25 protein-coding genes and 1 tRNA gene are annotated in these 26657 nt (G+C 70.5%); 11 read left to right on the forward strand and 15 right to left on the reverse strand.

Going from position 1 to position 26657, the window contains the following annotated elements:
- Positions 1 to 9 precede the first annotated feature (9 nt).
- Positions 10 to 1266, forward strand: coding sequence for a nucleotide sugar dehydrogenase (locus ACIBM5_RS03210; RefSeq protein ID WP_391585298.1), 1257 nt, complete (start codon positions 10 to 12; stop codon positions 1264 to 1266).
- A gap of 193 nt (positions 1267 to 1459) precedes the next feature.
- Here ACIBM5_RS03210 and ACIBM5_RS03215 read toward each other — a convergent pair whose 3' ends face one another.
- From ACIBM5_RS03215 to ACIBM5_RS03245, 7 genes are all read right to left on the reverse strand, one after another.
- On the reverse strand, positions 1460 to 1615 hold the full coding sequence (locus tag ACIBM5_RS03215; RefSeq protein ID WP_391585299.1) for a hypothetical protein: 156 nt from the start codon (positions 1613 to 1615) through the stop codon (positions 1460 to 1462).
- A gap of 370 nt (positions 1616 to 1985) precedes the next feature.
- Positions 1986 to 3509: a Rieske 2Fe-2S domain-containing protein gene (locus ACIBM5_RS03220; protein WP_396005080.1), complete on the reverse strand. Its 1524-nt coding sequence runs from the start codon at positions 3507 to 3509 to the stop codon at positions 1986 to 1988.
- Positions 3506 to 4642 carry a DegT/DnrJ/EryC1/StrS family aminotransferase gene (locus ACIBM5_RS03225; protein WP_396005081.1) on the reverse strand — a complete coding sequence of 379 codons (1137 nt, stop codon included), beginning with the start codon at positions 4640 to 4642 and terminating at the stop codon, positions 3506 to 3508. Before ACIBM5_RS03225 ends, ACIBM5_RS03220 begins: the two co-directional genes overlap by 4 nt.
- Entirely contained in the window at positions 4632 to 5342 is a 711-nt protein-coding gene (locus tag ACIBM5_RS03230; protein ID WP_396005082.1) for an acetyltransferase, read from the reverse strand. Before ACIBM5_RS03230 ends, ACIBM5_RS03225 begins: the two co-directional genes overlap by 11 nt.
- Positions 5342 to 6505: a DegT/DnrJ/EryC1/StrS family aminotransferase gene (locus ACIBM5_RS03235; RefSeq protein WP_396005083.1), complete on the reverse strand. Its 1164-nt coding sequence runs from the start codon at positions 6503 to 6505 to the stop codon at positions 5342 to 5344. Before ACIBM5_RS03235 ends, ACIBM5_RS03230 begins: the two co-directional genes overlap by 1 nt.
- Before the next feature lie 97 nt (positions 6506 to 6602).
- Complete coding sequence (locus ACIBM5_RS03240; RefSeq protein ID WP_396005084.1) at positions 6603 to 7568, reverse strand: NAD-dependent epimerase/dehydratase family protein; 966 nt, start codon at positions 7566 to 7568, stop codon at positions 6603 to 6605.
- A complete protein-coding gene (locus ACIBM5_RS03245; protein WP_396005085.1) occupies positions 7568 to 8626 on the reverse strand; it encodes a Gfo/Idh/MocA family protein in 1059 nt (352 codons plus the stop codon). The genes ACIBM5_RS03240 and ACIBM5_RS03245 overlap by 1 nt, the downstream gene beginning before the upstream one ends.
- Positions 8627 to 8959: 333 nt before the next feature.
- On the opposite strand from ACIBM5_RS03245, the gene ACIBM5_RS03250 reads away from it, so the two are divergent.
- Complete coding sequence (locus tag ACIBM5_RS03250; RefSeq protein ID WP_396005086.1) at positions 8960 to 9430, forward strand: YwqJ-related putative deaminase; 471 nt, start codon at positions 8960 to 8962, stop codon at positions 9428 to 9430.
- Position 9431: 1 nt separating this feature from the next.
- Complete coding sequence (locus ACIBM5_RS03255; protein ID WP_396005087.1) at positions 9432 to 9914, forward strand: SUKH-3 domain-containing protein; 483 nt, start codon at positions 9432 to 9434, stop codon at positions 9912 to 9914.
- A 72-nt stretch (positions 9915 to 9986) separates the two neighbouring features.
- Here ACIBM5_RS03255 and pth read toward each other — a convergent pair whose 3' ends face one another.
- From pth to ACIBM5_RS03280, 5 genes are all read right to left on the reverse strand, one after another.
- Positions 9987 to 10583 (reverse strand): aminoacyl-tRNA hydrolase, encoded by a 597-nt coding sequence (gene pth / locus ACIBM5_RS03260; protein ID WP_391585308.1) that lies wholly within the window; start codon positions 10581 to 10583, stop codon positions 9987 to 9989.
- A gap of 43 nt (positions 10584 to 10626) precedes the next feature.
- Positions 10627 to 11205: a 50S ribosomal protein L25/general stress protein Ctc gene (locus tag ACIBM5_RS03265; protein ID WP_126637514.1), complete on the reverse strand. Its 579-nt coding sequence runs from the start codon at positions 11203 to 11205 to the stop codon at positions 10627 to 10629.
- A gap of 411 nt (positions 11206 to 11616) precedes the next feature.
- Complete coding sequence (locus ACIBM5_RS03270) at positions 11617 to 12594, reverse strand: ribose-phosphate diphosphokinase (protein WP_391585309.1); 978 nt, start codon at positions 12592 to 12594, stop codon at positions 11617 to 11619.
- Positions 12591 to 14129, reverse strand: coding sequence for a bifunctional UDP-N-acetylglucosamine diphosphorylase/glucosamine-1-phosphate N-acetyltransferase GlmU (gene glmU / locus ACIBM5_RS03275; RefSeq protein ID WP_396005088.1), 1539 nt, complete (start codon positions 14127 to 14129; stop codon positions 12591 to 12593). The genes ACIBM5_RS03270 and glmU overlap by 4 nt, the downstream gene beginning before the upstream one ends.
- Before the next feature lie 172 nt (positions 14130 to 14301).
- Positions 14302 to 14374, reverse strand: a tRNA-Gln gene (locus ACIBM5_RS03280).
- Positions 14375 to 14719: 345 nt separating this feature from the next.
- On the opposite strand from ACIBM5_RS03280, the gene ACIBM5_RS03285 reads away from it, so the two are divergent.
- From ACIBM5_RS03285 to ACIBM5_RS03295, 3 genes are all read left to right on the forward strand, one after another.
- Positions 14720 to 15685 (forward strand): acyl-CoA desaturase, encoded by a 966-nt coding sequence (locus ACIBM5_RS03285; RefSeq protein ID WP_396005089.1) that lies wholly within the window; start codon positions 14720 to 14722, stop codon positions 15683 to 15685.
- 58 nt (positions 15686 to 15743) lie between these two features.
- Positions 15744 to 16346, forward strand: a complete 603-nt coding sequence (locus ACIBM5_RS03290; protein WP_391585312.1) for a TetR family transcriptional regulator — start codon at positions 15744 to 15746, stop codon at positions 16344 to 16346.
- Between the two features lie 135 nt (positions 16347 to 16481).
- A complete protein-coding gene (locus ACIBM5_RS03295) occupies positions 16482 to 17903 on the forward strand; it encodes an ATP-binding protein (protein ID WP_396005090.1) in 1422 nt (473 codons plus the stop codon).
- A 54-nt stretch (positions 17904 to 17957) separates the two neighbouring features.
- On the opposite strand, the gene rocD is transcribed toward ACIBM5_RS03295, so the two are convergent.
- Complete coding sequence (gene rocD / locus ACIBM5_RS03300) at positions 17958 to 19226, reverse strand: ornithine--oxo-acid transaminase (protein ID WP_391585314.1); 1269 nt, start codon at positions 19224 to 19226, stop codon at positions 17958 to 17960.
- A gap of 197 nt (positions 19227 to 19423) precedes the next feature.
- Complete coding sequence (locus ACIBM5_RS03305) at positions 19424 to 20380, reverse strand: dimethylarginine dimethylaminohydrolase family protein (protein ID WP_396005091.1); 957 nt, start codon at positions 20378 to 20380, stop codon at positions 19424 to 19426.
- A gap of 334 nt (positions 20381 to 20714) precedes the next feature.
- Here ACIBM5_RS03305 and trpS point away from each other — a divergent pair, with 334 nt between their 5' ends.
- The 3 genes from trpS to ACIBM5_RS03320 are packed head-to-tail and all read left to right on the forward strand — an operon-like array spanning position 20715 to position 23379.
- A complete protein-coding gene (gene trpS / locus ACIBM5_RS03310) occupies positions 20715 to 21743 on the forward strand; it encodes a tryptophan--tRNA ligase (RefSeq protein WP_396005092.1) in 1029 nt (342 codons plus the stop codon).
- A gap of 10 nt (positions 21744 to 21753) precedes the next feature.
- Entirely contained in the window at positions 21754 to 22296 is a 543-nt protein-coding gene (locus ACIBM5_RS03315) for a 2'-5' RNA ligase family protein (protein ID WP_391585317.1), read from the forward strand.
- 30 nt (positions 22297 to 22326) lie between these two features.
- The gene (locus ACIBM5_RS03320) at positions 22327 to 23379 is read left to right on the forward strand and encodes a YihY/virulence factor BrkB family protein (protein WP_396005093.1); all 1053 of its coding nucleotides are present in this window, start codon (positions 22327 to 22329) and stop codon (positions 23377 to 23379) included.
- 184 nt (positions 23380 to 23563) lie between these two features.
- Here the strand turns inward: ACIBM5_RS03320 and ACIBM5_RS03325 are convergent, their stop codons facing one another.
- Positions 23564 to 24778, reverse strand: a complete 1215-nt coding sequence (locus tag ACIBM5_RS03325; RefSeq protein ID WP_391585319.1) for a D-alanyl-D-alanine carboxypeptidase family protein — start codon at positions 24776 to 24778, stop codon at positions 23564 to 23566.
- A 106-nt stretch (positions 24779 to 24884) separates the two neighbouring features.
- On the opposite strand from ACIBM5_RS03325, the gene ACIBM5_RS03330 reads away from it, so the two are divergent.
- Together ACIBM5_RS03330 and ACIBM5_RS03335 are read left to right on the forward strand one after the other, a co-directional pair.
- On the forward strand, positions 24885 to 25118 hold the full coding sequence (locus tag ACIBM5_RS03330) for an SCO4848 family membrane protein (RefSeq protein WP_391585320.1): 234 nt from the start codon (positions 24885 to 24887) through the stop codon (positions 25116 to 25118).
- Positions 25115 to 26419 carry a cytochrome P450 gene (locus ACIBM5_RS03335; RefSeq protein ID WP_396005094.1) on the forward strand — a complete coding sequence of 435 codons (1305 nt, stop codon included), beginning with the start codon at positions 25115 to 25117 and terminating at the stop codon, positions 26417 to 26419. The genes ACIBM5_RS03330 and ACIBM5_RS03335 overlap by 4 nt, the downstream gene beginning before the upstream one ends.
- Positions 26420 to 26657 lie beyond the last annotated feature (238 nt).

The raw sequence follows: 26657 nt of genomic DNA on the forward strand, positions 1-26657 counted from the left end.
GAGTCTCGGATGCGTGTTGTCATCGCCGGTCAGGGCTATGTGGGGCTGCCGCTGGCGGTTCGCGCGGCACAGGTGGGTCACGAGGTGGTCGGCTACGACGTCGACGAGGGGCGGATCAAGCGGCTCGCGGCGGGCGAGTCGTACGTCGAGGACATCCCGTCCGCGCACGTGCGGGCGATCCTGGACGCGGGCAGCTACCGCGCCACCGCCGAGCCGCGTGACCTGGGCGGCTACGACATCGCGGTGATCACCGTGCCCACGCCGCTGCGCGAGGGCGTCCCGGATCTGAGCTACATCGAGGAGTGCGCCCGCACCCTGGCCCGCTATCTGCGGCCCGGCGCGTGCGTGGTGCTCGAATCGACCACCTATCCGGGCACCACCGAGGAACTGGTGGGCCCGATCCTGGAGGAGGGCTCGGGTCTGACCGTGGGCCGGGACTTCCACCTGGGCTACAGCCCGGAGCGGATCGACCCGGGCAACCCGACCTGGAACCTGGTCAACACGCCCAAGGTGGTCTCCGGGGTGGACGCCGCCTCGTTGGCGGTCGTGGAGGGCTTCTACGGTTCGCTGATCGACCGCGTCGTGCCGGTCTCCTCGCCGAAGGAGGCCGAGTTGGTCAAGTTGATCGAGAACACCTTCCGGCACGTGAACATCGCGCTCGTCAACGAGGTCGCGATGTTCGCCCACGACCTGGGCATCGACGTGTGGGAGGCGATCGATGCCTGCTCGACCAAGCCGTTCGGCTTCCTGCGCTTCACCCCGGGGCCGGGCGTCGGCGGGCACTGCCTGCCGATCGACCCGTCGTACCTGTCCTGGCGGGTGCAGCGTGCGCTCGGCCAGAGCTTCCGTTTCGTGGAGTTGGCCAACGACGTCAACAACCACATGCCGGACTACGTGATCCGCCGGCTCACCGCCGCGTTCAACACCCGGCGCCGATCGGTCAACGGCTCCCGGGTGTTGCTGGTGGGACTCGCGTACAAGAAGAACACCGGCGACGCCCGGGAGTCGCCGTCCACGCACGTGGCCCGGTTGTTGCTGAACCTGGGTGCGGAGGTCACCGCCGCGGACCCGCACGTGGACCTCGCCCAGGTCGTGGACGCCCGGTTGCGACGGGTGGAGTTGACCGCGCAGACGGTGGCCGCCGCGGACGCGGTGGTGCTGCTCGTCGACCACGACGACGTCGATCTGGATCTGCTGCGCACCGCCGACTACGTGCTCGACTGTCGTCGGGTGCTCGGCGCGGGGCCCAACATCGAGGTGCTGTAGGGCCGTTCCGGCTCCTTCGAGCGCCCGGTGGTCGGAAGTGTCGACCACCGGGCGCGGCTTCGATCGGTGCCCACCCGTTCCTACTCGTGCCGGCCTGTTCCCACTGGTGCCCGCCCGTTCCTACGCGGGTGCGCCCGTTCCCACTCGTGCCCGCCTGTTTCCCGCGTGTCCCCGGGCGGCCGTGACCGGCCGGCTACCTGTACTCGATGATCCTCGTCTTGTGCCCGGTGGCCTTCGTGTGCGCCTTGGCCGCCACCTGTGCCGCGTCCTTCGACCGGTACCGCTGGCGGGCGCCGTCGGACTTCGACGGACAAGCGTTCTCCTGGCAGACCCATCCCCAGGTGCTCATGGACAACCTCCAGACATCACGGGCGCCACTCCCGTCCCGAGGGACGCGAATGACCTGGACGGCCACACCGCAGCACCTGCGGCCGCCGCGTGGTCGCCACTCGACGCGCCATGACACGCTCGTGACGGAACCCGGACGTTTCGGAGAAAAACGTTTTCGTTTCGAAGGCCTAACGCGTCGTTACCGACATACAAAGGATGCAATATCGCGATCAATCATCTTTTCTGACGAATAGGACGAACGAGTGGCGCGGACTCGCTCGCAGGGGTGACGGCACACCGGACGAGCAGGGCGGCTGTCGATCCGGAGCAGGACGTTATGTCAACCGCCGTACGCTCGAACGCATGTCCCGAGCGATCGGCGGTGATCGTCACCGATCCGGGACGTCGTCGGCGATCGGCTCGACCCGCAGCGGCACGGTCCCGCCCGCCACGCACGCGCCGGTGTCCAGGCGCCACTTCCAGTGATGGCGCGGGCACTCCAGCACGCCGTCCGCGATGTCCGCGTGCGACAGGTCCTCGCCGGCATGCGGACAGAACCGCTGCATCCGCACCCCGCACCGCTCGATCGACTCGCCGTGCGCGGCCGATTCGCGCTCGCGGACCATCTGCATGGTCTGCGCCGGGTGCTCGCCGTAGCGCAGCAGGCTCATCAGGGTCAGGTCGAACACGTCCGGATCACGGGCCAGGCCCAGGCGCATGGACAGCAGCGCCTCCTCCCACCCCACCGCACCGTCCACGATCGCGCGCAACACCCGCTGCGGGACCTCGATCGTGTAGGCGGGGTCGACCGGCTCCTCCTCGAACACGATGTCGCCCGCGATCCGGCCCAGCCGCACCGACCAGGAAGACCCGTCCGAGGTCAATCGCACGTCCTTGCGCCAGTCGCCCAGGAAGCGCTTGTTCCAGCTCTGCAACCGGGCCAGATAGGCGTCCATTTCGGCCGGCGCGACCGGCTCGAAGGCCGGCTCGGCATAGGCCCGCCACTCGGCCTCGCGGCGGTCCCGATAGGCGCTCAGATAGGCCTCGGTGCGCCAGTGCGCCACCGGGCCGGTCGGCGCGCCGAGGTCGTCGCCCGGTGCCGCCTCGATCACCCGCACCTGCGGACAGGCCGCCGCGAAGTCGTCGGCGAACGCGTCCCACAGCGGGAAGATCGTCTCGTCCCGGTCGTTGTACCGGGCGAGTTCGGGATCCAGGAACACCGGCGGGCCGGCCGACGGCAGGTAGGCGCGTGCGCCGGTCAGGCGAACCTTGCGCACCAGTGTGTCGAACAGGTCCGAGCGCACCTCGGCGGTCTTCTTGCGCTGGGTCTCCTCCGGATACGCGTACGCGTTCGGGTACCACATCGCACCGGAGAACTGTGCGGACAACAGGTCGACGTCGCCCGGGAGTTCGCCGAGCGGGGTGTTGCAGTCGTTGAGGTCCAGGAAGCGGTAGCCGTCCAGGTCGACGAGCAGGCCGCTGTCCTCCTTGTGGCTGGTGTCCAGCAGCATGGTCAGGGTCAGCCCCGGCGCGGGCGTGAACGACTCGCGATGGCCGAGCACGACCTGCTCGTGGAAACCCAGCGCACTCATCCGCCTGACCAGGGACTTGGACCGGTACCGGGGCAACACCACGGTGATGCCGCGGTCGAGTCGCTCCAGTACCCGCTCGTCGAAGTGGTCCTCGTGCAGGTGCGAGAGATAGAGCAGGTCGTATCGGCCGGCGAGCACCTCGGGCAACAACGCGCGATTGTCCGGGAACGGGAACCACGCGCCGAGGAAGGCGGGGTGGAACCACGGGTCGATCAGCAGCGAGACGCCCGCGTGGGCGACCACGAAACCGGCGTGGCCGAGATGGCGGATCGTGCCGGGCACGGGCAGGCACGCCGGTCCGTCGTCGGGTCCGGGCCTCACAGCCGGCTCAGCGCTCCCGCGAGCACCTCCACGACGCGCTCCTGCTGCGACGCGGTCAGCTGCGGGTACAGCGGCAGCGTCAGGATCTGCTCGGCGGCCCGCTCGGCGACCGGGAAGTCACCACGCGCGTAACCCAGTTCGGCGAAGGCGGGTTGCAGGTGCACCGGCACGGGATAGTGCACACCGGCACCCACGCCCGCCTCGTTCAGCAGCGCGAGCACCTTGTCCCGCTCGGGCACCCGCACCGCGTACAGGTGCCACACGTGCTCGTTGCCCGGCGCGGTGCCCGGCACCCGCACGCCCTCGACCCCGGCGAGCAGCGCGTCGTAGCGGGCCGCCGCCGCCCGCCGCCGCACGTTCCAGTCGGCGAGTCGGCGCAGCTTGGCGCGCAGCACCACGGCCTGGATGGTGTCCAGGCGCGAGTTGAAGCCCAGGCGCGTGTGCACGTACTTGCGCGACGACCCGTGGTCGCGCATCTCGCGCACCGCGGCCGCATATGCCTCGTTGCCGGTCACCACGGCGCCGCCGTCGCCGTAGGCGCCCAGGTTCTTGCCCGGGTAGAAGCTGGTCGCCGCGATGGAGTCGGGCCCCCACCCGCCGGGTGCGGTGCCGTCCTGGGTCGCGCCCTGGCACTGCGCGGCATCCTCGACCAGGAACACCTCGCGGGCCTGCGCCAGCGCCCGCAACGCGCCCATCGGCGCCAGTTGGCCGTTCAGGTGTACCGGGACCACGGCGCGGGCCTCGACCGGACCGCCGAGCGCCTCGGCGGCCCGCTGCGGATCCAGCAGCAGGAACTCGTCGTCCACGTCCGCGAACACCGGCCGGGCGCCCGCCCGGACCGCCGCCTCCGCGGTCGCCACGAACGTGTTCGCGGGCATCACCACACCCGCTCCCGCGCCCACCTCCAGCACCCGCAGCGCCAGTTCCACGGCGTCCGTGCCGTTGGCCACCCCGACGCAGTGCGCGACGCCGGTGAACTCGGCGTACTCGGCCTCGAAGCCCGCGACGTCCGGGCCGCCCACGAACGCGCAGGTGGCCAGCACCCGGGCGATGCCGGCCTCGACCTCGCCGGCCACCTCGGCGTGCGCGGCGGCCAGGTCCACCAGCGGAATCCGGTCCCGGTCAGCACTCATTCGCATCTCCCCCTCGTGAAATCCCCACGGCGGCGGGGGTCGGCGCCGACCGCAGTCGGCGGGCCGGCACCCCCGCCCACACCTCGGCCGGCGGCACGTCCCGCGTGACGACCGAGCCCATCCCCACCAGCGACCGGGCACCGATGGTGCGGCGCTCGCGCACCAGCGCACCGGCTCCCAGGTACGCCTCCCGGCCCACCGTCACCGCGCCCGCCAACCGCACTCCCGCGGCCAGCGTGGCGAACTCGCCCACGTCGTCGTCGTGGGTCAGCACCACGTGCGGCATGGTGTGCGCGTGGGCGCCCACCCGGACCGAGGTGGTCAGCACCGTCTGTGCCATCAGCACCGCGCCCGGCCCGACCTCGCACGTCCGCGGAACCACCGCGCTCACGTGCACGAGCGTGGCCCAGCGCGAATCCGGCAGGCCCAGCCGGGCCACCACCCGCGAGCGACTCCACCAGTTCGTCGGACTCCCGACGCACACCACCACCAGCGCATCCGACCACTTGTGCACCGCGTCGGCACCGCCGAGCACCGGGAAGCCGTCCACCTCGGTGTCCAGACGAGCCGGATCGTCGTCCAGGAAGCCGAGCAGCCGCCACCCCGAACTCCCGCGCGGGGCACGGAAGTCCGGGATCGCCGCGGCGACCTCGCGGGCGAACCCGCCGGCGCCGACCAACAGCAGATCGCGAAAGGACACTAGACCGCCGCCCGGACGCCGGCCGCCGCCCGCACCGCGGCGACCACCCGGTCCTGCTCGTCCTCGGTCAGGTCGTGGAACAGCGGCAGGATCAGCGAGTCCCGGGTCAAACGCTCGGTGGCGGGCAGCGGTACGTGTTCGACGTCCGCGTAGGCCGGTTCCAGATGCGCGGCCATGATCCCGCGCCGCGCCGAGATGCCGGCCCGGGCGAGTTCCCCGAGCAGGTCGTCGCGCGAGACGGGGAAGTCCTCGGGCAGCAGCACCCAGAACGCCTGATAGTTGGTCAGCCCGTACGCCGGATCGGCCGCCGTCTCCAGCCCGGCCACCCCGGCGAGCAACTCTCGGTAGCGCGAGGCCAGTTCCCGGCGCCGGGCGACCATCGCGGGCAGTCGGCCCAGTTGCACCAGGCCGATCGCCGCCTGGATGTCGGTCATCCGGTAGTTGAAGCCGAGTTCGTCGTAGCTCTCCACCACCGGCGCCCCGCCCGCGCGGTCCGCGGCGTCCCGGTCGGCCGCGCTGACGCTCATCCCGTGCTCGCGCAGCCGACGCAACCGCGGTGCCGCGCTCTCGCGCGCGAGCGTGAGCATGCCGCCCTCGCCGGTGGTCAGCAGCTTGCGCGGATGGAAGGAGAACGTCGCGGACATCGCGCCGGCGCCCACCGGTCGCCCCTTGTAGGTCGAGCCCGCCGCGCATGCCGCGTCCTCCACCACCACGATGCCGCGGGCGTCCACCAGCGCCCGTACCCCGTCCAGATCGGCCGGAATGCCGCCCTGATCGACCAGGATCACCGCGCGCGTCGCGGCGGTGAGCACCGGTTCGATCGTCTCCGGAGTCAGGTTCCCGGTGGCGAGTTCGACATCGGCGAACACCGGGCGCGCACCCACGTAGCGCACCGCGTTGGCGGTGGCCACGAAGGACAGCGAGGGCACCACGACCTCGTCGCCCGGCCCCACCCCGGCGTTGATCAGCGCCAGGTGCAGGGCGGTGGTGCACGAGGACACCGCGATCGCCGCGGGCACCTCGACGTACTCCGCGAACGCCCGCTCGAAGGCGGCCACCCGAGGTCCCTGGGCCACCCACCCGGAGCGCACCGCCTCCGCCGCGGCAGCGGCCTCCTCCTCGCCCATCCAGGGCCGCATCACCGGAATTCGTTCCATGCTCATCGTGCCTTCCCCCAGCCCGGTCGCCCGCCCATGCCCGTCCCAGCCGCGTCCGCCCCGCACCCGGTGCCCACCGAACCCCCTCGGTGCCCCGATCGGATCAGACCGCGTCCCGCCACCACGCCACCAGTCGGCGCAGTCCCTCGTCGATGTCCACCTCCGCGGTGAAGCCCAACTCCCGTGCGGCCTTGGTGGTATCGGCCAGCCGCCGGGTCACCCCGCCGGTCGATCGGGCCGGGCCGTACTCGATGCCCAGCCCCTCCGCGCCCATCACCGCCAGCAGTCGCTCGGCCAGTCCGCGCAGCGAAGTCTCGCTCCCGGACGCGATGTTGAACACCTCACCGGCGGCATCGGCTTGCGCGGCAAGGAGGTTGGCGCGGGCGATGTCCTCGGTGTACACGAAGTCCATGGTCTGCAGGCCGTCGCCGAAGATCAACGGGGGTTCCCCCTTGCCGATCCGCTCCATCCAGCGGATCAGCACCTCGGTGTACAGGCCGTGCACGTCCATGCGCGGGCCGTAGACGTTGAAGTAGCGCAGCGCCACGTAGTCCAGGCCGTACATCGTCCGGAAGCTGCGCAGCAGGCCCTCGTTGAACAGCTTGGCCGCGCCGTAGAGCGTGTCGTTGTCGTACGGGTGGTGCAGCTCGGTGGTCGGGAACTCCTCGGCGAGCCCGTAGACCGACGCCGAGGAGGAGGTGACCACCTTGCGCACGTCGGCGGCGACCGCCGCCTCCATGACGTCGTAGGTGCCGTCCACGAGCACCTCCAGCGCGAGCCGGGGTTCCTCCACGCATTGCGTGATCCGGATCGCGGCGAGGTGGAACAGCACGTCGGTGCCGGGCATCAGCCGGGCCAGCAGCGGCCGGTCGCGGATGTCGCCGTCGACCAGCTCGACCCGCTCGTCGGTCAGCGCTCCGGCCAGATTGCCCCGGTGCCCGCGGGTCAGGTTGTCCAGCACGACCACCTGCGCGGCCCCGGCGGCGAGCAGCCGGTCGACGATCGTGGACCCGATGGTCCCCGCGCCGCCGGTGACCACGCAGCGCGAACCGGCGATTTCGACAGCCATCAGAGTTCTCCCAGCGCGACGGTGACGCCGCCCAGTTCCAGGCTGCGCGAGGCCGCCTCCAGTAGTTCCAGGACCCGCAGACCGGCGCGACCGTCGGTCAGCGCCGGCCGGGACGTGCCGATCGCGTCGGCGAATTCGGCCATCACCGCGCGCAGCGCCTCCCGCTCGGGCAGCGCGGGCGAGACCACGTCGCCCACCCGGTAGGAGATCAGCTTCTCCCGCCGGGCCTCCCGGCTGAGCGCGGCGTCCTCGGCGAGGTCGATGCCCTTGTCGTGCACCTGGAGTCGGGCCGCGGGATTGGTGTCGTCCCACACCAGGGTGCGTCGGGAGCCGCCGATGATGGTGGTGCGCACCTTGGTCGGCGAGAGCCAGTTCACGTGCACGTGTGCGATCGCCTCGTTGCTCAGCCGCACCACCAGGTAGGCCAGGCAGGCCCGGCCGGTGCCGAGCGGGTCCGCGCCGTGGGCCGCCACCGAAACCGGGCGCACCCCCGGCGGCAGGATGAAGTCCAGGATGGACAGATCGTGCGGTGCGAGGTCCCACACCACGTCCACGTCCGGCTGGACCAGGCCCAGATTGATCCGCACCGAGTCGAAGAAGCGGATGTCGCCCAGTTCGCCGCCGTGGATCAGATCGCGGATGTGTCGGACCACCGGCATGTAGCAGAACGTGTGATCGCACATCAGCGTCAGCCCGTTGCGCTCGGCCAGTTCGACCAGTTTGACCGCGTCCGAGTGATCGGCCGTGATCGGCTTCTCGACCAGGACGTGCTTGCCCGCCTCCAGCGCCGCCGCGACCAGCTCGAAGTGCGTAGCGGCAGGCGTCGCGATCGCCACTGCGTGCACCGCGGGGTCGGCCAGCACCTCCTGATACGACGTGCTCACCCGGACCGTGCTGTAATCCCCCAGGACCGCACGGGCCCGTGCCTCGTCCAGATCACACAGCCACTCCAGCCGCAGAGCCGGTGTGGCCTGCGCGTTGCGCACCAGATTGGGGCCCCAGTAGCCGGCCCCTATGACGGCGAGCCCGATGGCTCGCCCAGACCCGGAATTCGACATGACGGAACGTCAACTCCCCTGCAACCCCCCGGCCGCGCGGGCCCAGCCGCCGCACGGCACCCCCACCCGAACGAAGCTAGCGCCCGATCCGCTCCGCCGCGGGTCAACCGGGAAATCCGCGGGTCGGACCGAACTGCAAAGATCTTTCCGGGAGTCCCGGTTACACGGGTCGCCGATACGTTTGGCACGCTGTTGCACGCACAGTCACCGATCCGGGCGCCGGCATGATCGATCCGTCGACACAAGCCGCCCGGCCGAAGCAGCACATGAACGAGAAGGGAACGCCACGTGGCCGCGGGTACTCCGACGACGACACTGGCGAAGGAACGTACGGTGGAAGTTGATCCGGAGCTCGAACCGGTGGATCCCGACCCGCGCGAGCGGGTCGCCCCGGGGGGCACCCGGGAGAGCATCCTGCCGGCCGTGGCGGCGGCGCTGTTCGTCGGCAAGCGCATCCGCACCCGGGCCGGCGCCAAGGGCGACACCGTGCCGACGGCGCATCCGCTGGTCCGGGACTTCCTGATGGCCCTCCCGGTCGAGGCACGCGAGCGCTGGCGGGGCCGCTGTCCCGAGGTCGAGCTGGTGTCCGAGCATCTCTTCGAGGCCGAGGCGGCGCGCACCAAGCGGGCGGCCCGGCGACCGTTCACCGTGCAGGAGGCACGACGCTCGCTCAAGGGGGCCAAGCTGACCCTGCGCCGGATCCGCGAGGACGGCGACCCACGACACGACACGTATCAACCGCCGTGCCGGTCCTGCGCACCGATGCTCGAACACTTCGGCGTCGCGTCGACGGAAAGCGGCTGACGTGTCCCGCTTCTCCACCGACGTGGTGCACGAACTCAAGCGGGCCGGCTGGACGGTGGGTCGGCGCCGGCTGACCCAGGCCGAGACGTGGGCCCGGCAGATCAGCGACCACGAGTCGCCCGACGGGCACCGGCACAGCGTGTTCCCGGCGGCGCTGGTGGCCTGGGCCGAGTTCGGCACGCTGCACTTCGCCATCGGCGGCGCGGGCAAGGACGTACTCCGCCGCCCGTTCACCATCGACCCCACCCGCGGGCTGCACCTGCCGCGCACGCTCACCGACGTGGGTCGCGCGCTGGGCACCCCGCTGGCCCCGCTGGGCGACGAGGACGACGGCAGCAGCTACCTGGCGATCGATCCGAGCGGTCGGGTGTTCGGCCTGGACCACACCGGCGAATGGTTCATCGGCTCGTCGATGGACGCCGCGATCAGCACGCTGGTCCTGGGGCTGGCGCCGGTGCGCATCCGCGACGACGGCCGCTGGTAGCCGCCCGGACACGGCCGAGGGCGGGTCCCCGTGGGGCCCGCCCTCGCTCGTCCGTCACGCGACCCGCCACGGTCAGGTGTTGAACTCGTTCTGCGCCCGCTCCAGGCCCTCGCGGACCAGTGCCTCGCACGCGTCGGCCGCTCGGTCCACCTCGAACGCGAGTTCCTTGCGCTCGGTCGCGGAGAAGTCCTTGAGCACGAACGCCGCGACGTCCATCCGCCCGGGCGGCCGGCCGATGCCGAACCGCACCCGCAGGTAGTCGGGTCCGAGCGACTTGGTGATCGACTTCAGGCCGTTGTGCCCGTTGTCGCCGCCACCGCGCTTGAGCCGCAGCACGCCGAAGTCGACGTCCAACTCGTCGTGGACCGCGATGATGTTCGCGACCGGGATCTTGTAGAAGTCACGCAGCGCGGTCACCGGACCGCCGGACAGGTTCATGAACGACATCGGCTTGGCCAGCACCACCCGGTGCGGGCCGATCCGGGTCTCCACCACCTGGGCGCGCGACTTGTGCGCCTTGAACCTCGACCGATCCCGCTCGGCGAGCAGATCGACGACCATGAACCCGACGTTGTGGCGATTCCCGGCGTACTCGGGCCCGGGATTGCCGAGGCCCACGACCAACCACGGACTGTTCTCCGTGCCGGCGTGGGCCTGCGACTCACTCATGATGTTGTCGTCCCCGCGTTCGTCCTACGACAACGAGACCGGATCAGGCCTCGTCGGCCGCGGTCTCCTCGGCGGTCGGCTCCGGAGCCGACGGGGTGAGGATGTGCAGGATGACCGCTTCGGGGTCGCCCGCGAGCGCGGTGCCCTTCGGCAGCTTGATGTCCTTGGCGTGCACCGAGGCGCCCGGCTCCAGGCCGGTCACGTCGATCTCGATGGTGCCGGGGAGCGCGGTGGCGTCGGCCTCGACGGGAAGCGCCGGCACGACGGTCTCGAGCAGACCGCCCGGGGCGATCTCGCCGACCGTGCTGACCGGAACCTCGACCGTGACCGTCTCGCCCTTCTGGACGATCAGGAGGTCGACGTGCTCCAGGTGACGCTTGATCGGGTGACGCTGCACATCCTTGGGCAGGGCCAGCTGCGCCTTGCCGTCGATGTCCAGCGAGAACAGGACGTTGGGGGTCTTGAGCGCGAGCATGAGCTCGTGGCCCGGAAGCGCAAGGTGGAGCGGAGCGGAGCCGTGACCGTAGAGGACGGCCGGCACCTTACCCGCGCGACGGGCGCGACGGGCGGCACCCTTGCCGAACTCGGAACGCGGCTCGGCGACGATACGGACCTCGGACACGACGGGTACTCCTCGAACGACGCGGTGGCGGATGGCGGGGCGGGGTCCCCATGGTGCGGATCGACTGCGGACGGTGATGGCCGGAGTCGGTTCGTAGGTGCCCGAGTGGCACCGGGTCCCCTGCAAAAGCCTTGGAGGAGTACACGACACACAACTACCGCGTCGATCACGGAGCAAGTAGCGCGCATCCCTCGCCGGGCAACCCCGTTAGCCTACCCGCTCTTCTCGGTCACCCCGAAATCGGGTCGCGGCGAACGCCACTCGAACGAGTGACAGCGCGCCCCCCATTCGACGCAAGATACCTCGAAAAGCAGATGGGCACACGTACGCCGCCCGGCCGAACGACCGGGCGGCGTACGTGAGTTACGGCTCGACGACCCGGAGGGGGCCGCCGTCGACGGTGCCGTGGGGTCAGCTGTGGCCGTCGAACAGGCTCGTGACCGAACCGTCCTCGAAGACCTCGCGGATCGCCCGACCCACCATCGGGGCGATCGACAGGATGGTCAGCTTGTCGAACTGACGCTCCTCCTCGATCGGCAGCGAGTTGGTCACGATGACCTCGCTGATCCGCGAGTTCTTCAGCCGGTCCACGGCCGGACCGGACAGCACCGCGTGGGTGGCGGCCACGATCACGTCGGCGGCGCCGTTGTCGTACAGCGCGTCGGCGGCGGCGCAGATCGTGCCACCCGTGTCGATCATGTCGTCGACCAGCACACACGTGCGGCCGGTGACGTCACCGACCACCTCGTGCACGGTGACCTCGTTGGCGATGTTGGGGTCGCGACGCTTGTGGATGATCGCCAGCGGCGCGCCGAGGCGGTCCGTCCACTGGTCGGCCACCCGGACCCGGCCGGCGTCCGGGGAGACCACGGTGAGCCGCTCGCGGTCCACCCGCTTGCCGACGTGGTCGGCCAGCAGCGGCAGCGCGAACAGGTGGTCCACCGGGCCGTCGAAGAAGCCCTGGATCTGCGAGGTGTGCAGGTCCACGGCCATCAGCCGGTCGGCACCCGCGGTCTTGAACAGGTCCGCCATCAGGCGGGCCGAGATCGGCTCGCGACCGCGGTGCTTCTTGTCCTGACGGGCGTAGCCGTAGAACGGCACGATGACCGTGATGCGCTTGGCGGAGGCCCGCTTGAGCGCGTCGATCATGATCAGCTGTTCCATGATCCACGTGTTGATCGGAGCCGTGTGGCTCTGGATCACGAACGCGTCGGCACCTCGTACGGAATCCTCGAAACGTACGTAGATCTCCCCGTTGGCGAACTCGAAGGCCTTGGTGGGAACGAGATCCGCACCGAGCTCCGAGGCCACCTCCTTCGCAAGTTCGGGGTGGGCCCTGCCCGTGAAGAGCATGAGCTTGCGCTCAGGCGTCACCTTGATCCCGCTCACAGCACCGTCTCCTTGCCATTCGCCTCGGCAGAACCGTCGTTCGGCCCGGCCGTTGTGTGCACGTCGCCCGCGTCCCCCTGCGTGGCCGCGAGCGCGCGTTCGGCGGCCTGCGCCGAGGCCGTACCCGCGCGTTTGCGTGCAACCCACCCGTCGATGTTGCGCTGGCGCCCCCGCGCCACCGCCATCGCACCGGGCGGGACATCTTCTGTGATCACCGATCCGGCGGCCGTGTAGGCACCGTCGCCGATCTCGATCGGGGCGACCAGCATGGTGTCGCTGCCCACCCGCACGTGGTCCCCGACCACCGTGTGGTGCTTGTTCACGCCGTCGTAGTTCACGAAGATCGTGGCCGCACCGATATTGGTGCCCACCCCGATGGTCGCATCTCCGACATACGACAGATGCGGCACCTTGGATCCGGGGCCCACCACGGCGTTCTTCATCTCCACGAAGCCGCCGACCTTGGCCCCCTGCGCGAGCCGGGTGCCCGGTCGCAGGTAGGTGTACGGACCCACGGTCGCCTCGGGGCCGATCTCGGCGCCGTCGCTCGTGGCGTTGTACACGTGGGCCCGCTCGCCGACGACGGTGTCGCGCAGCGTGCAGTTGGGGCCCACCACGGCCTCGGCGGCGATGGTGGTCGCGCCGTGCAGCTGGGTGTTGGGGTGGAGTACGGCATCCGGTTCGAACGTGACGTCCACGTCGATCCAGGTGGTCGCGGGGTCGACCACGGTGACCCCGGCACGCATCGCGGCTTCGAGCAGGCGGTCGTTGAACACCCGCCGTGCCTCGGCGAGCTGCACCCGGTCGTTGACGCCCAGGATCTCCCGGTGGTCCACGGCCGCGGCGGCGCCCACCCGGTGCCCGGCCTCGCGCAGCACGTGCAGCGTGTCGGTGAGGTATTCCTCACCCTGGCTGTTGTGCGGGGTGATCTGGCCGAGCGCCTCGCGCAACAGCTTGCCGTCGAACGCGTACACGCCGGAGTTGATCTCGGCGATCGCGCGCTGGGCGGCGGAGGCGTCCTTGTGCTCGACGATCGCGGTGACGGCGCCGCGCCCGTCGGGGGTGTTCTCCCGGACGATCCGGCCGTAGCCGGCCGGGTCGGGCACGACCGCGGAGAGCACGGTGACGGCGTTGCCCTCGCTCTCGTGGGTCGCGACCAGTGCGGCCAGGCTGTCCGCGGTCAGCAGCGGGGTGTCCCCGCACGTGACCAGGACCACGCCGTCCGGCTCCCGGTCGCTCTCGGCGAGCCCGTCCAGGGCGACGCGCACGGCGTGACCGGTGCCGTTCTGCTGTTCCTGGACGACCACCCGGGCGGCCGGGTCCAACGCGGACAGGTAGCTCGCGACCTTGTCGCGGCCGTGGCCGACGACGACGATCAGGTCTTCGGGATCCAGCCGTCGAGCGGCCTCGACCACGTGCCCGACCATGGCCCGACCGGCCAGGGCGTGCAACACCTTCGGAGTGGTCTTGGAACGCATGCGGGTGCCCTCACCCGCAGCAAGTACGACGACGGCAGCCGGGCGGATGGGGCTCACAGAGCAAGGCTCCTCGGCATCGCTGGCGGGGGATGCCCGACGACTCCGAAGGCCGACCTCGGAGAAACGAAATGACGGCACGACGAAGCCGAGCCGAACAAACCGGGCCCTATGAGGATAGCGCCGTCGGGAGAAGGCTCCACGCGCCGCTGCGGCCGGCACTGCCGAGAGGCTCCGCTACCAGGATTTGAACCTGGACCATGGGGACCAAAACCCCGTGTGCTGCCGAGTTACACCATAGCGGAATGAATCGGGCATTCCGCTTGGCAGGCGGGCTCATCCCGTTTTCACGGCACCCACTATGCCGGCCCCTCGGCGCTTCGTGCGCGAATAACTCCCCGTAGACCCCGACGGAACATCGCGGAAGACCGCGGCGCGACGGGCCCGACAAGCCGCTCCGGCGCCCCACGCATGCCTGCGGCCGGGCCGGGAAGCCGTTCGACACAAGGGTTTTGCCATTCGCGCGGCGGAAAAATCGGAGGTCGGGCAGACACCTCACTTTCCGCTCATGACCTGCCATACTGGCGGAACTTACGGCTCCGTAGGTTACGTCGCCGTAGCATCGCCGCCCCCGACCTGAGGGAATCCCTATGACCCCTTCCCCCGGCACCAGCGTGCTCGAAGAACGGAAGTCCGCCACCGACTCCGCCCCGCGCGGCACGCTCGGCGGCGAGCGCAAGCATTTCGCCGAGCAGGTCGCCCTGGCGCTCTTCATCGGCATCCCGTTCCTCGCGCTGGTGGCAGCGGTGCCGGTGGCCTGGGGGTGGGGCCTGTCCTGGCACGACGTGGTGATCGCGGTCGTGATGTACGCCATCACCGGCCACGGGATCACCATCGGATTCCATCGCTACTTCACCCACGGATCGTTCAAGGCCAAGCGCCCGGTCCGGATCGCCCTGGCGATCGCGGGCAACATGGCCGTGCAGGGGCCGCTGGTGCGGTGGGTCGCCGACCACCGCAAGCACCACAGGTTCTCCGACAAGGAGGGCGACCCGCACTCGCCGTGGCGCTACGGAACCGGCGTGGGCGCGCTGGCCAAGGGCCTGTGGTGGGCGCACATGGGGTGGCTGTTCGACGTGGAGCAGACCTCGCAGGAGAAGTACGCGCCCGACCTGCTCAAGGACCGCGACATGATCCGCGTCTCCCGCCAGTTCCCGCTGTGGGTCGCGGTCTCGCTGGCCGCTCCCGCGCTGGTCGGCGGCCTGTGGGCGTGGTCGTGGCAGGGCGCGCTGACCGCGTTCTTCTGGGCCGGCCTGGTCCGGGTCGGGCTGCTGCACCACGTGACCTGGTCGATCAACTCGATCTGCCACGCGGTCGGCGACCACCCGTTCAAGTCCCGCGACCGTTCGGGCAACGTGTGGTGGCTCGCGATCCCCTCGATGGGCGAGTCCTGGCACAACCTGCACCACGCGGATCAGACCAGCGCACGGCACGGCGTACTGCGCGGCCAGCTCGACAGCAGCGCCCGGGCGATCCGCTGGATGGAGAAGCTCGGCTGGGTCTGGGACGTACGTTGGCCGGACCGGGAACGGGTCGCGGCTCGCCGCGCGGCATGATGGGCCAGTGACCGAGAGCAGCAGGCGGAGTGCACCGCGCGGCGGCGGTCGTGTGCGCATGACCGGGAAAGAGCGTCGCGAGCAGTTGATCGACATCGGTCGAACACTGTTCGCGGAGCGTGGCTACGACGCGACGAGCGTCGAGGAGATCGCCCACAAGGCGGGCGTCTCGAAGCCGGTGGTCTACGAACACTTCGGGGGCAAGGAAGGTCTGTACGCCGTCGTCGTGGACCGCGAGACCAGCGCATTGTTGGACATGGTGACCGGCGCCCTGACCGGCGGGCACCCGAGGGAGCTCCTCGAACAGGCCGCCTTCGCCCTCCTGGACTACATCGACCAGAACACCGACGGCTTCCGGATCCTGGTCCGGGACTCGCCGGTGGCCCAATCCACCGGCACCTTCGCGTCGCTGATCAGCGACATCGCCTCCCAGGTCGAGGACGTTCTCGGGCTGGAGTTCAAGTCGCGCGGCTACGACCCGAAGCTCGCCCCGATGTACGCCCAGATGCTGGTCGGCATGGTCGCCCTCACCGGCCAGTGGTGGCTGGACGTACGCCGCCCGAAGAAGGCCGACGTGGCGGCGCACCTGGTCAACCTGGCCTGGAACGGCCTGTCCGGCATCGAACCCAAACCGAGGCTGGTGGGCCGCCGAAGCTCGTGAACGCCGCGCCTTCGCACACACGCCGACGACAGCCGCGGCGACGGATACTATCGCCGGAGATAGTATCGCCGGCGATAGTATCCGGGGAGCTACCACCGGCTCGCCGGGACATCGCCCAGCCCACTTGGACTGCTCGTGCTTCGTTTCATCGGCCGGAAACGGGAACTGCACACCTTGCGGAACACGCTCGACGAGGTGCGGTCCGCCGTCGGCGCGGCGCGGCCCGGGCAGTGTGTGCTCATGCGGGGCAGGCGCCGCGTGGGCAAGTCCACGTTGGTCGAGGAGTTTCTTCGGCAGGCGGCCGTCCCGTACCTGTTCTTCACCGCCGGCGGCGGCTCGGCCGAGGACGAGTTGGCAGAGCTGCTCGACGCGATGAACCAATCCACCCTGCCCGACCACTCGGTCTTCGCCGAGGAAGCCCCGACCCAGTGGAACGCGGCCTTTCGGCTGCTGGCCGAGATCCTGCCCGACGACACCCCGAGCGTCGTGGTGATCGACGAGGTCCCGTACCTGATGGAACGCGTCGACGCCTTCGAGGGCATGCTGCAACGTGCCTGGGACCGATTGCTCTCCCGCAAGCCCGTCCTGCTGCTGCTGGTCGGAAGCGACCTGTCGATGATGCGGGCCCTCGACAGTTACGAGCGGCCCTTCCACCAGCGCGGGCGTGAGATGGTCGTGGGTCCGCTGAACCCGGCCGACCTCGGCGACATGCTGGACCTGGCACCCGCCGAAGCCTTCGACGCCGCGCTGATCACCGGCGGGTTGCCGTTGATCTGCCGGGAGTGGCGCCCCGGAGCGTCGATGTGGGAATTCCTGGAGACGGCGTTGGAGAACCCGATCTCCGCACTCCTGGTCTCGGCCGAACGTTCGCTCGCGGCGGAGTTCCCGGCACAGGCGATGGGCCGAGAGGTACTGCGGGCGATCGGTACCGGCGAGCGCACCTTCAGCAACATCGCGCGAGCCGCCGGTGGGATAGCGCACAGCACTCTCACCCGAGCAGCCGACTTGCTGATCGACAAACAGGTCGTGGCCACCGAACTGCCACTCTCGCTGCGCCCCTCCAAGGAGCGCCGCTATCGGGTGGCCGATCCCTACCTGCGCTTCTGGCTGGCCTTCCTCGATCCCCACATGGCGGAGATCGAGCGCATGCGCGGCGACCTCACTTTGACCCGAATCGGAAGCGGGTGGACCAGCTGGCGAGGGCGCGCCGTCGAGCCGTTGGTCCGCGAGTCCCTGGCCCGGATCCTGCCCGCCGGCGGCCTGCCCGCCGCGCCCGCCGTCGGTGGCTACTGGACCCGGAGCAACGACGTCGAGATCGACCTGGTCGGAGCCGACCGGCAGCCCGTGGCCAAGCGGTTGTTGTTCCTCGGCTCGATCAAGTGGCTCGAAGCCTCCCCGTTCGACGCCCACGACCTGGCCGCGCTGCACAAACACCGGGCGATGCTCACGGAGGACCCGATTCCGTTGGTCGCGGTCTCGCGGAGCGGTGTGGATTGTCGCGGTCTGCAAGCCGTGTTCGGGCCGGCGGATCTGTTGGAGGCGTGGCGAGCCGGATGACGCGCGGGGGAACGGCCGCTGAGGTGGGGTGCGGCGGCCGTTCCCGTCCGGGGGTTACGCCAGGACGGCGCGCAGTCGGTCCAGGGACCAGTCCAGGTCGTCCTTGGAGATGACCAGGGGCGGGGCGATGCGGATCGTCTGGCCGTGGGTGTCCTTGACCAGGACGCCGCGGTCCATCAGGGCCTGGGAGACCTCGCGGGCGGTGCCGTGCGCCGGATCGATGTCGACGCCGGCCCACAGGCCGCGACCGCGGACGGCGGTCACCGAGTGGCCGACCAGGGTGGCGAGTTCGCGGTGCAGGTGGTCGCCGAGGTCGGCGGAGCGCTGCTGGAACTCGCCGGAGCGCAGGATCTCCAGCACCTCCAGACCCACCGCGCACGCCAGCGGATTCCCGCCGAAGGTCGAGCCGTGCTCGCCGGGCGCGAAGACGCCGAGCACCGCGCGCGAGGACACCACGGCCGAGATCGGCAGGATGCCACCGCCGAGCGCCTTGCCCAGGATGTACATGTCCGGCACCACGCCCTCGTGCTCGCACGCGAAGGTGCGGCCGGTGCGCCCGAGCCCGGATTGGATCTCGTCGGCGACGAACAGGACGTTGCGCTCCGCGGTGACCCGGCGCACCTCGGCCAGGTAGCCGGGCGGCGGGACCAGCACGCCGGCCTCGCCCTGGATCGGCTCGATCAACACCGCCACCGTGTCGTCGGTGATCGCCGCGCGCAGCGCCGCCGCGTCGCCGTAGGGCACCACGTCGAAGCCCGGGGTGTACGGGCCGAAGTGCCGACGCGCCTCCTCGTCGGTGGAGAAGCTCACGATCGTGGTGGTGCGGCCGTGGAAGTTGCCGGCGGCGACCACGATCCTCGCCTGCCCGTCCGGCACACCCTTGACCTCGTAGCCCCACTTGCGCGCCGTCTTGACCGCGGTCTCCACCGCCTCCGCGCCGGTGTTCATCACCAGCACCATCTCCATGCCGGCCAGCTGCGCGAGCTGCTCGCAGAACGGCGCGAAGCGGTCGTTGTGGAACGCGCGGCTGGTCAGCGTGACCCGGTCCAGCTGGCGCTTGGCCGCGTCGATCAGGCGCGCGTTGCCGTGCCCGAAGTTGAGTGCGGAATACCCGGCCAGCATGTCCAGGTAGCGCCGGCCCTCGACATCGGTCATCCACGCACCGTGCGCCTCGGCCACCACGATCGGCAGCGGGTGGTAGTTGTGCGCGCTGACGTCCTCGGCCAGCTCGATCAGTCGGGTGCTCTCGGCTCCCGGGCCGGCGGTGCGGCCGACACCGGACGTGTGCTCGGAGGAGGGGACGGGCGAGTGCTGCGTGCTCATGACGTCCTTTCGCAACGGTGGAATTCGATACGCGGTGTGGATCGGTGGGATCGGTGGGATCGGTGGGGACGGCTACGAGGGCGGGTGGCGGTACGAAGGCGGATGACGGTACGAAAAGAGGAAAGCGCACAACGGCGGCAAGAAGGATGAAACTCACCCGAGTGCGCACAGACGGGATACCCCGCGAAGACGTGCGATCAACGATCGGCGCGCAGTTCCAGTACGCAACTGCGCACGCTCGCGCCGTGGGCCGCAAATGCCGACATGTCCAGTTCGATCGTACGGAACCCCCGGCCCGCGAGCCGGGCCGCAAGCGCGGGTGTCGCATCGCCCAGCAGCACGCTGTGTCCGTCGGAGACCGCGTCCAGGCCGAGCGCGAGCGCGTCCGCCTCGTCGACCTCGATCCGCTCCGGGAAGATCCTGGCCAGCCGGCGCTGCGCCCGCGGCGTGAACGCCCCGGGGTAGTAGGCCGCGGTGTGCTCGCCGAGCACGGTCAGCGCCGAGCCGAGCCGGCCGAAGCGCGGGTCGGCGAGTTCGAGCGGGAGCACCGGCAGGCCGAAGAACGCCTCCGCCTCGGCATGCGCGGCCGGCTCGGTCAGCGGTCCCGCCGCGGCCAGCAGTCGCGGTCCGGCCGGGATCAGGTCGCTCTCGCCCTCGTGCGCGAACACCGGTTCCAGACTCGTCCGGAAGCCGTGCCGGTCGAACCACTCCAGGTAGACCGGCGTCTCGGCGGAGCGATCCGCCGCACGAGGCCGCGCGCCCAGCACCCGTCCACCCACCACGGTCGCGGCCCGCGCGGCGAACACCATGCCGGGCAGCCCCGGTCGCCCGGACACCAGGCTCACCCGATGCCCCAGCGCGATCAGTGTCCCGCGCAGCCGCTCCCACTGACCCATCGCGGCGCTCGTCCGCGCCGGGAAGCCGGTCTCCGCCGACAGCCCCCGCAGATCCGGCCGGGCCGGCGAACGGTCGGTCGCGGGCGCGTCCAGGAACACCGGCGGGCACATCACGTAGTGCCGTACCTCGGCCGCCCGCGGTGCGACGAACCCTCGGCGCCGCTGTCGGGGCGCCCGCGCCCGCTCGACTCCGGGCGATATGCGCTCCGACCGCAGCGCGGCGCGGCCCGATCGACCGCAGCACGAGGTGAGGCGCACGCGATATCCCCTTCTCGCGGACGGCGGCAGCGCACGGGCGCACGGGATTTCCGCGAACCCACACCGATCTGCCGTGCCGTTGGTGTAGCCGTGCATGGCGGCAGGCCGGGGCCGCATGCGGTCGTCACCGTGGATATGCGGTCGACGACCCTGTGTATCGGCCCTGCACAGCCTAGGTTGCGTTCGAAGGGGCGGTAAAGCCGCCTGCGTTGTGCACTGCCGCACGATCGTTGCGTCTTCCCCGGGGCGCCCACGCGCTTTGTTGTGCGCCCGGCGTGGGGGTCGCGTGGCTCCCCTGACCGGATCCGCCCCACACGCCTGAGAGAATGGCGTCATGGCATCGACGCGTCCCCGTGTTCTGTCCGGAATCCAGCCCACCGCGGATTCGTTCCACCTGGGCAACTACCTGGGTGCGATCCGCCAGTGGGTGCCGCTCCAGGACAGCCACGATGCCTTCTACTGTGTGGTCGACCTGCACGCGATCACGGTTCCACAGGATCCGAAGGAACTGCGCACCCGCACCCGGACGTCCGCCGCGCAACTGCTCGCGGCCGGCCTCGACCCCGAACGCTGCACGCTGTTCGTGCAGAGCCACGTGCCCGAGCACGCGCAGCTCGCCTGGATCATGAACTGCGTGACCGGCTTCGGCGAGGCCGCGCGGATGACCCAGTTCAAGGACAAGTCGGCGAAGCAGGGCAGCGACCGCACCACGGTCGGCCTGTTCACCTACCCGGTGCTCCAGGTCGCGGACATCCTGCTCTACCAGGCGGACGCGGTGCCGGTCGGCGAGGACCAGCGCCAGCACCTGGAGCTGACCCGCGACATCGCGCAGCGCTTCAACTCCACCTTCGGTGAGACCTACGTCGTCCCCAAGCCGTTCATCGTCAAGGAGACGGCCAAGATCGTCGACCTCCAGGACCCGACGATCAAGATGAGCAAGTCGGCCTCGGCGCCCAAGGGCATCGTCAATCTGCTCGACGACCCCAAGGTCAGCGCGAAGAAGATCCGCAGCGCGGTCACCGACACCGGCACCGAGGTGCGCTTCGACGAGACCGAGAAGCCGGGCGTGTCCAACCTGCTCACCATCCACTCGGCGCTCTCCGGCACCTCGATCGCCGCGTTGGAGGAGCGATTCGCGGGCAGGGGCTACGGCGATCTGAAGAAGGAGGTGGCCGAGGTGCTCGTCGAATTCGTGGAGCCCTTCCAGGACCGCGTGCGCACCTACCTGGACGACCCGGACGAGCTGGACAGGGTGCTCGCCCGAGGCGCGGAGAAGGCCCGCGCGGTGGCGTCCGAGACGCTGGCCAAGACGTACGACCGTGTCGGCTTCCTGCCCCCGGTGACCGGCCGGACGGGAGTCTGAGGCGCAACACATGGCGAAGCGCACCATCGGGGTGTCGATTGCGATCCCAGAGCCCTACGGCAGTGAGCTCCAGGCTCGTCGCGCCGGGTTCGGGGATCCGCTCGCGAACGCCATCCCGACCCACGTGACCCTCCTGCCACCCACCGAGGTGGCCGACGAGGCGATGGCCGAGGTCGAGGAACATCTACGCGCGGTCGCCGCCGGCGAGGCGCCGTTCGACATACACCTGCGCAGCACCGGCACCTTCAGGCCGACCTCGCCGGTGGTGTTCGTTCAGGTCGCGCGCGGCATCCCGGAGTGTGAGCGGATCGAGGCGGCGGTGCGATCCGGGCCGCTGGAGCGCGAGTTGCACTTCCCGTACCACCCGCATGTGACCGTCGCGCACCACCTGCCGGACCATATGCTCGACCTCGCGTTCGCCGAACTCGTGGACTACGACGCGGTCTTCCCGATCTGGGGCTTCAGTCTGTACGAGCACGGCGCCGACGGAGTGTGGCGTCCGCAACGTGACTTCGCGTTCGGCCAGTCGTTGCCGGGTCCCCTGCCCGTGTGACGCCGTCGTGGCCACACGGAAGGTCACAGAGTGGAGTCGCGTGTGGGCCGGACCTCGGAGGGGCAGCAGTCAGCCGTGGCGATCAAGGAACGACTGGCGAGGATCCCGGTCATCGGCCCCACGTGGCGGGCGTATTCGCGGTACGGCGACCGACAGGGCAATCGGCTTGCCGCGGCGGTGACCTACTACGGCTTCCTGTCGATGTTCCCGCTGATCACGCTCGCGGCGGCGGTGGTGGCCGCGGCGCTGGACGCGTCCCAGGTCCAACGCATGCAGAACAAGATCTCCGAACAGATCCCCGGCATCGCGGACAAGCTCGACCTGGACGCACTGGTGCGCAACGCGGGCGCGGTCGGCGCGATCGGCGGCGTGCTGCTGCTGATGTCCGGGACCGGATGGGTGGACGCGACCCGCTCGTCCATCCGGGCGATCTGGGACGTGGAGGAGGAGCCGGGCAATGTGGTCGTGCGCAAGATCGCCGACGTGGGGGTGCTGATCGGTCTCGGCCTCGCACTCATGTTGTCGGTGGGCGCGTCCGCGTTCGCGACCATCGTGATCCGCGAGATCTCCGATTCGATCGGGCTCGAACACCAGCCGGTCGGCCGGATCCTGCTCCAGATCGCCGCGTTCGCGGTCGCGGTCGGCGCGAGCGTGGTGCTGTTCCTCTACCTGCTGGTCGGCCTGCCTCGGCTGACCATGCACCGCGCGGTCGCGGTCAAGGGCGCGCTGATCGGCGCGGTCGGCTTCGAGGTGCTCAAGCTGTTGGTGTCCGGATACATCGCGGGTGTCGCGGGGAAGAGCGCGTACGGCGCATTCGGCGTGCCGGTCGCACTGCTGCTGTGGATCTACTTCGTGATCCGGCTGCTGCTGTTCTGCGCGTCGTGGACGGCCAACGCGCAAGAGGCCGCGGAGGCCGAGGAGAACGCCGACGCGGCGGCCGAGAAGGCGGCGGCCGAACCACCGCTGGACCTGTCCCGCTACCCCGCGAAACGCTCCCACCCGGCCCGCACCTACGGCCTGGCCATCGCCGGCACCGCCACCCTGGGCATCCTCCTGGAACGCTTCACCCGAAACCGCCCCTGAACCCGGCCCTTCGAGGCCACCCTTCAGCCTCGGCGGCGCTTGACGCCACCCTTCAAAGCCCGGCCAAGCAACCCAACAGCCCGGCCGGCGTTTGAGGCCACCTTCAGCCCGGCCGGCGCCTGAGGCCAACCCAGCCCGGCCGGCGCCTGAGGCCAACCTCCCAGCCATCCGGCACCCGCACCCCCTACGGCAGGATGTCGTCCTCGAACCGAACCCCCGAATCCCCCTCGCGCCGCCGAAGGGCGAACAGCACGCCACCCCCCAGCACGAGCGCCGCCGGCACCCCGAGCCCCGCCCACAGCCCCCAGTTGAAGCCCTTGTCCTCCGAAGAGGACGCCGCCTGCGCGGTCTTGGACTCGCCCGCCTTGGCGTCGGTCGGCTTCGAGCCCTTGTCCTTGTCCTTCTTCCCGCCCGGCGACGAGAGCGGCTCGACGAGTGTGCCGATCGGCTTCGCCTGGGCCAGCGCCGCGAAGCCCCAGTCGAGCAGCTTCCCGGTGTCCTCGTAGGTCTTGCCCTTGCCCTCGACGTGCATCAGGCTCACCAGCAGCGTGTGGCCGCCGCGTTGCGCGCCGCCGACGAAGGTGTTGCCCGCGTTGGTGGTGTAGCCGTTCTTGACGCCGATCATGCCGGGATACTGGCCGAGCATCGTATTGGTGTTCTGGATCTGGAACTTGGCCCCCGCCACACCCGGGAAGTCGGCGACCTTCGTACTCGCGTACGACCGGAAGTCGTTGTTCTTGAGCCCCTCGCGCGCGAACAGCGCGAGGTCGTACGCGCTGGAGACCTGCCCGGGCGCGTCGTACCCGTCCGGCGAGACCACGTTCGTGTCGCCCGCCTGAAGCTGCTTGGCCCGCTCGTTCATCTGTTGCACCGTCGTGGGCACGCCGCCGTTCATCGCGCACAACACGCGCACCGCGTCGTTGCCCGAGCGCAGGAAGACGCCCCGCCACAGGTCCTCGACCTTGTAGGTCTCGTTCTCCTTTATCCCGACCAGGCTGCTGCCCTCGCCCAGGTCCTGCAGATCGGCGAGCGTCACCTGGTGGGTGGTGTTCCGGTCGATCTTGGGCAGCACCGTGTCGGCGAACAACATCTTGAGCGTGCTGGCCGGCGGCAACTTCCAGTGCGGGTTCTTCGCCGCCAGGATCTTGCCGGTGTCCGCGTCCGCGACCACCCACGCCCAGCCCTCGACGGCGGGCAACGGCGGTGTGCCGGGCGGCAGATCGCTCTGTACGCCGGGCTGGGCCAGGCGTGCTCCGCCGAGATCGGACATCGGCGTGGGCGGCTGTGGTTCCTGGGTGGGACCGGCGGCCCGGGCGGCCGGGACAAGACCGAACGCGAAAACGAGCGAGGCAGCACAGAACACGGCCGGCTTCCGAGAAGCCCGGAACCAATCAGACATGTGATGAGCGTACTGGCGGCCCCCGGCTGCGGTTCGCCGACCGCGCCGCCGCATACTGAACCGGGACAAATTTGCTGGGGTTCGACCGAGGAACAGGTGCTTCACGTTGAGGATCGGCCGAGGTATTTCCACCTGTCTGGTGTTGTTCGGCGTCTGGAGCTGGATCCTGTGGCCGAACTTCCTCAAGAACATCTGGGCCGACGACCGGTCCTGGAACGACGGCGCGACGACGTTCTTCCTGATCCATCTGGCGCTGACGATCGTCTCGTTCGTGGCGGGCAACGCGATCGGCTGGCTCGGCATCAAAGGCCTGCGGGCGGCGCGGACCCCGCAGCCGTGACCGACGATCCCGCCCGGTGCCCGGCGCACGCGGTACCCGCCGGACCCGAGTTGTTCTCCCGCGAGTTCATCGCCGATCCGTATCCGGCCTACGCACACCTGCGCGAGCACGCGCCCGTGCACCGCACCACGCTGCCCAGCGGGGTCGAGGCCTGGCTGGTCACCCGGTACGCCGATGCCAAGCAGGCGCTCGCCGACCAGCGGTTGAGCAAGGACCCGCGGCGCTCGGAGGCGGCCTGGAAGCAGGGCAAGGTCGGGGTGCCCGGCGAACAGCGCTCCGGCGTCGGCGCGCACCTGCTCAACCTCGACCCACCGGACCACACCCGGCTGCGCCGGCTGGTGTCGAAGGCGTTCACGCCGCGCCGGGCCGAGGAGTTCCGACCTCGGATCCAGGCCCTGACGGACCGGCTGCTCGACGACTTCGCGCGCGCCGGCGAGGCCGACCTGATCCACGACTTCGCGTTCCCGTTGCCCATCTACGCGATCTGCGACCTGCTCGGCGTGCCCGAGGAGGACCAGGCGGACTTCCGCACCTGGGCCGGGATGATGATCCGGCACGGCTCGGGTCCGCGCGGCGGGGTGGCCCGGGCGGTGCGGCACATGCGCACGTACCTGGCCGAGTTGATCCATCGCAAGCGCGCAACCCTCACCGACGCGGACGACGACCTGATCTCGGGGCTGATCCGGGCGAGCGACCACGGCGAGCACCTGACCGAGGACGAGGCCGCGGCGATGGCCTTCATCCTGCTCTTCGCCGGCTTCGAGACGACCGTCAACCTGATCGGCAACGGCCTGCTGACGCTGCTCACGCACGACGCCGAGCGGCTCGCGGTGCAGGCCGACCCGGCGCTGCTCGCCCCCACGGTCGAGGAACTGCTGCGCTACGACGGGCCGGTCGAGGTGGCCACGTGGCGGTTCAGCACCACCGAGCTGGAGATCGGCGGCACACGCATCCCGGCGGGCGAACCGGTGCTGGTGGTGCTCGCGGCGGCCGACCGGGACCCGCGCAGGTTCGCCGAGCCCGATCTGCTCGATCCGGCCCGCGCGGACAACCAGCACCTCGCGTTCGGACACGGCATCCACTACTGCATCGGCGCACCGCTGGCTCGGCTCGAAGGCCAGATCGCCATCGGCACGCTGCTGAGCCGGCTGCCGGACGTACGACTGGCGCTCCCCGGGGACGAACTGCGTTGGCGCGGCGGGCTGATCATGCGGGGGTTGCAGCGGCTGCCGGTGACGTTCACGCCGGAGGCCCGCACCCCGGACGCGGGATCCGCGGCGACGGGATCGCCGGCGAACTGAGCCGGCCCACCCGCCGGATCGACCACGGCTCGGGACCGGGCGGCCGGGCCGAATTCCGCCGCCCGCGCACGAACGCGGCGGGGGGGGGGGGGGGGGGGGGGGGGGGGGGGGGGGGGCGGGGCGCGGGGGGGGGGGGGGGCGCTGGCTCGGGGTCGGGCGCGCGTGCGGGGTCGGGCGCAGGCTCGGGGTCGGGCGCGCGTGCGGGGTCGGGCGCAGGCTCGGGGTCGGGCGCGCGTGC

Source organism: Embleya sp. NPDC050493 (assembly GCF_044458105.1).
Lineage (GTDB): Bacteria > Actinomycetota > Actinomycetes > Streptomycetales > Streptomycetaceae > Embleya.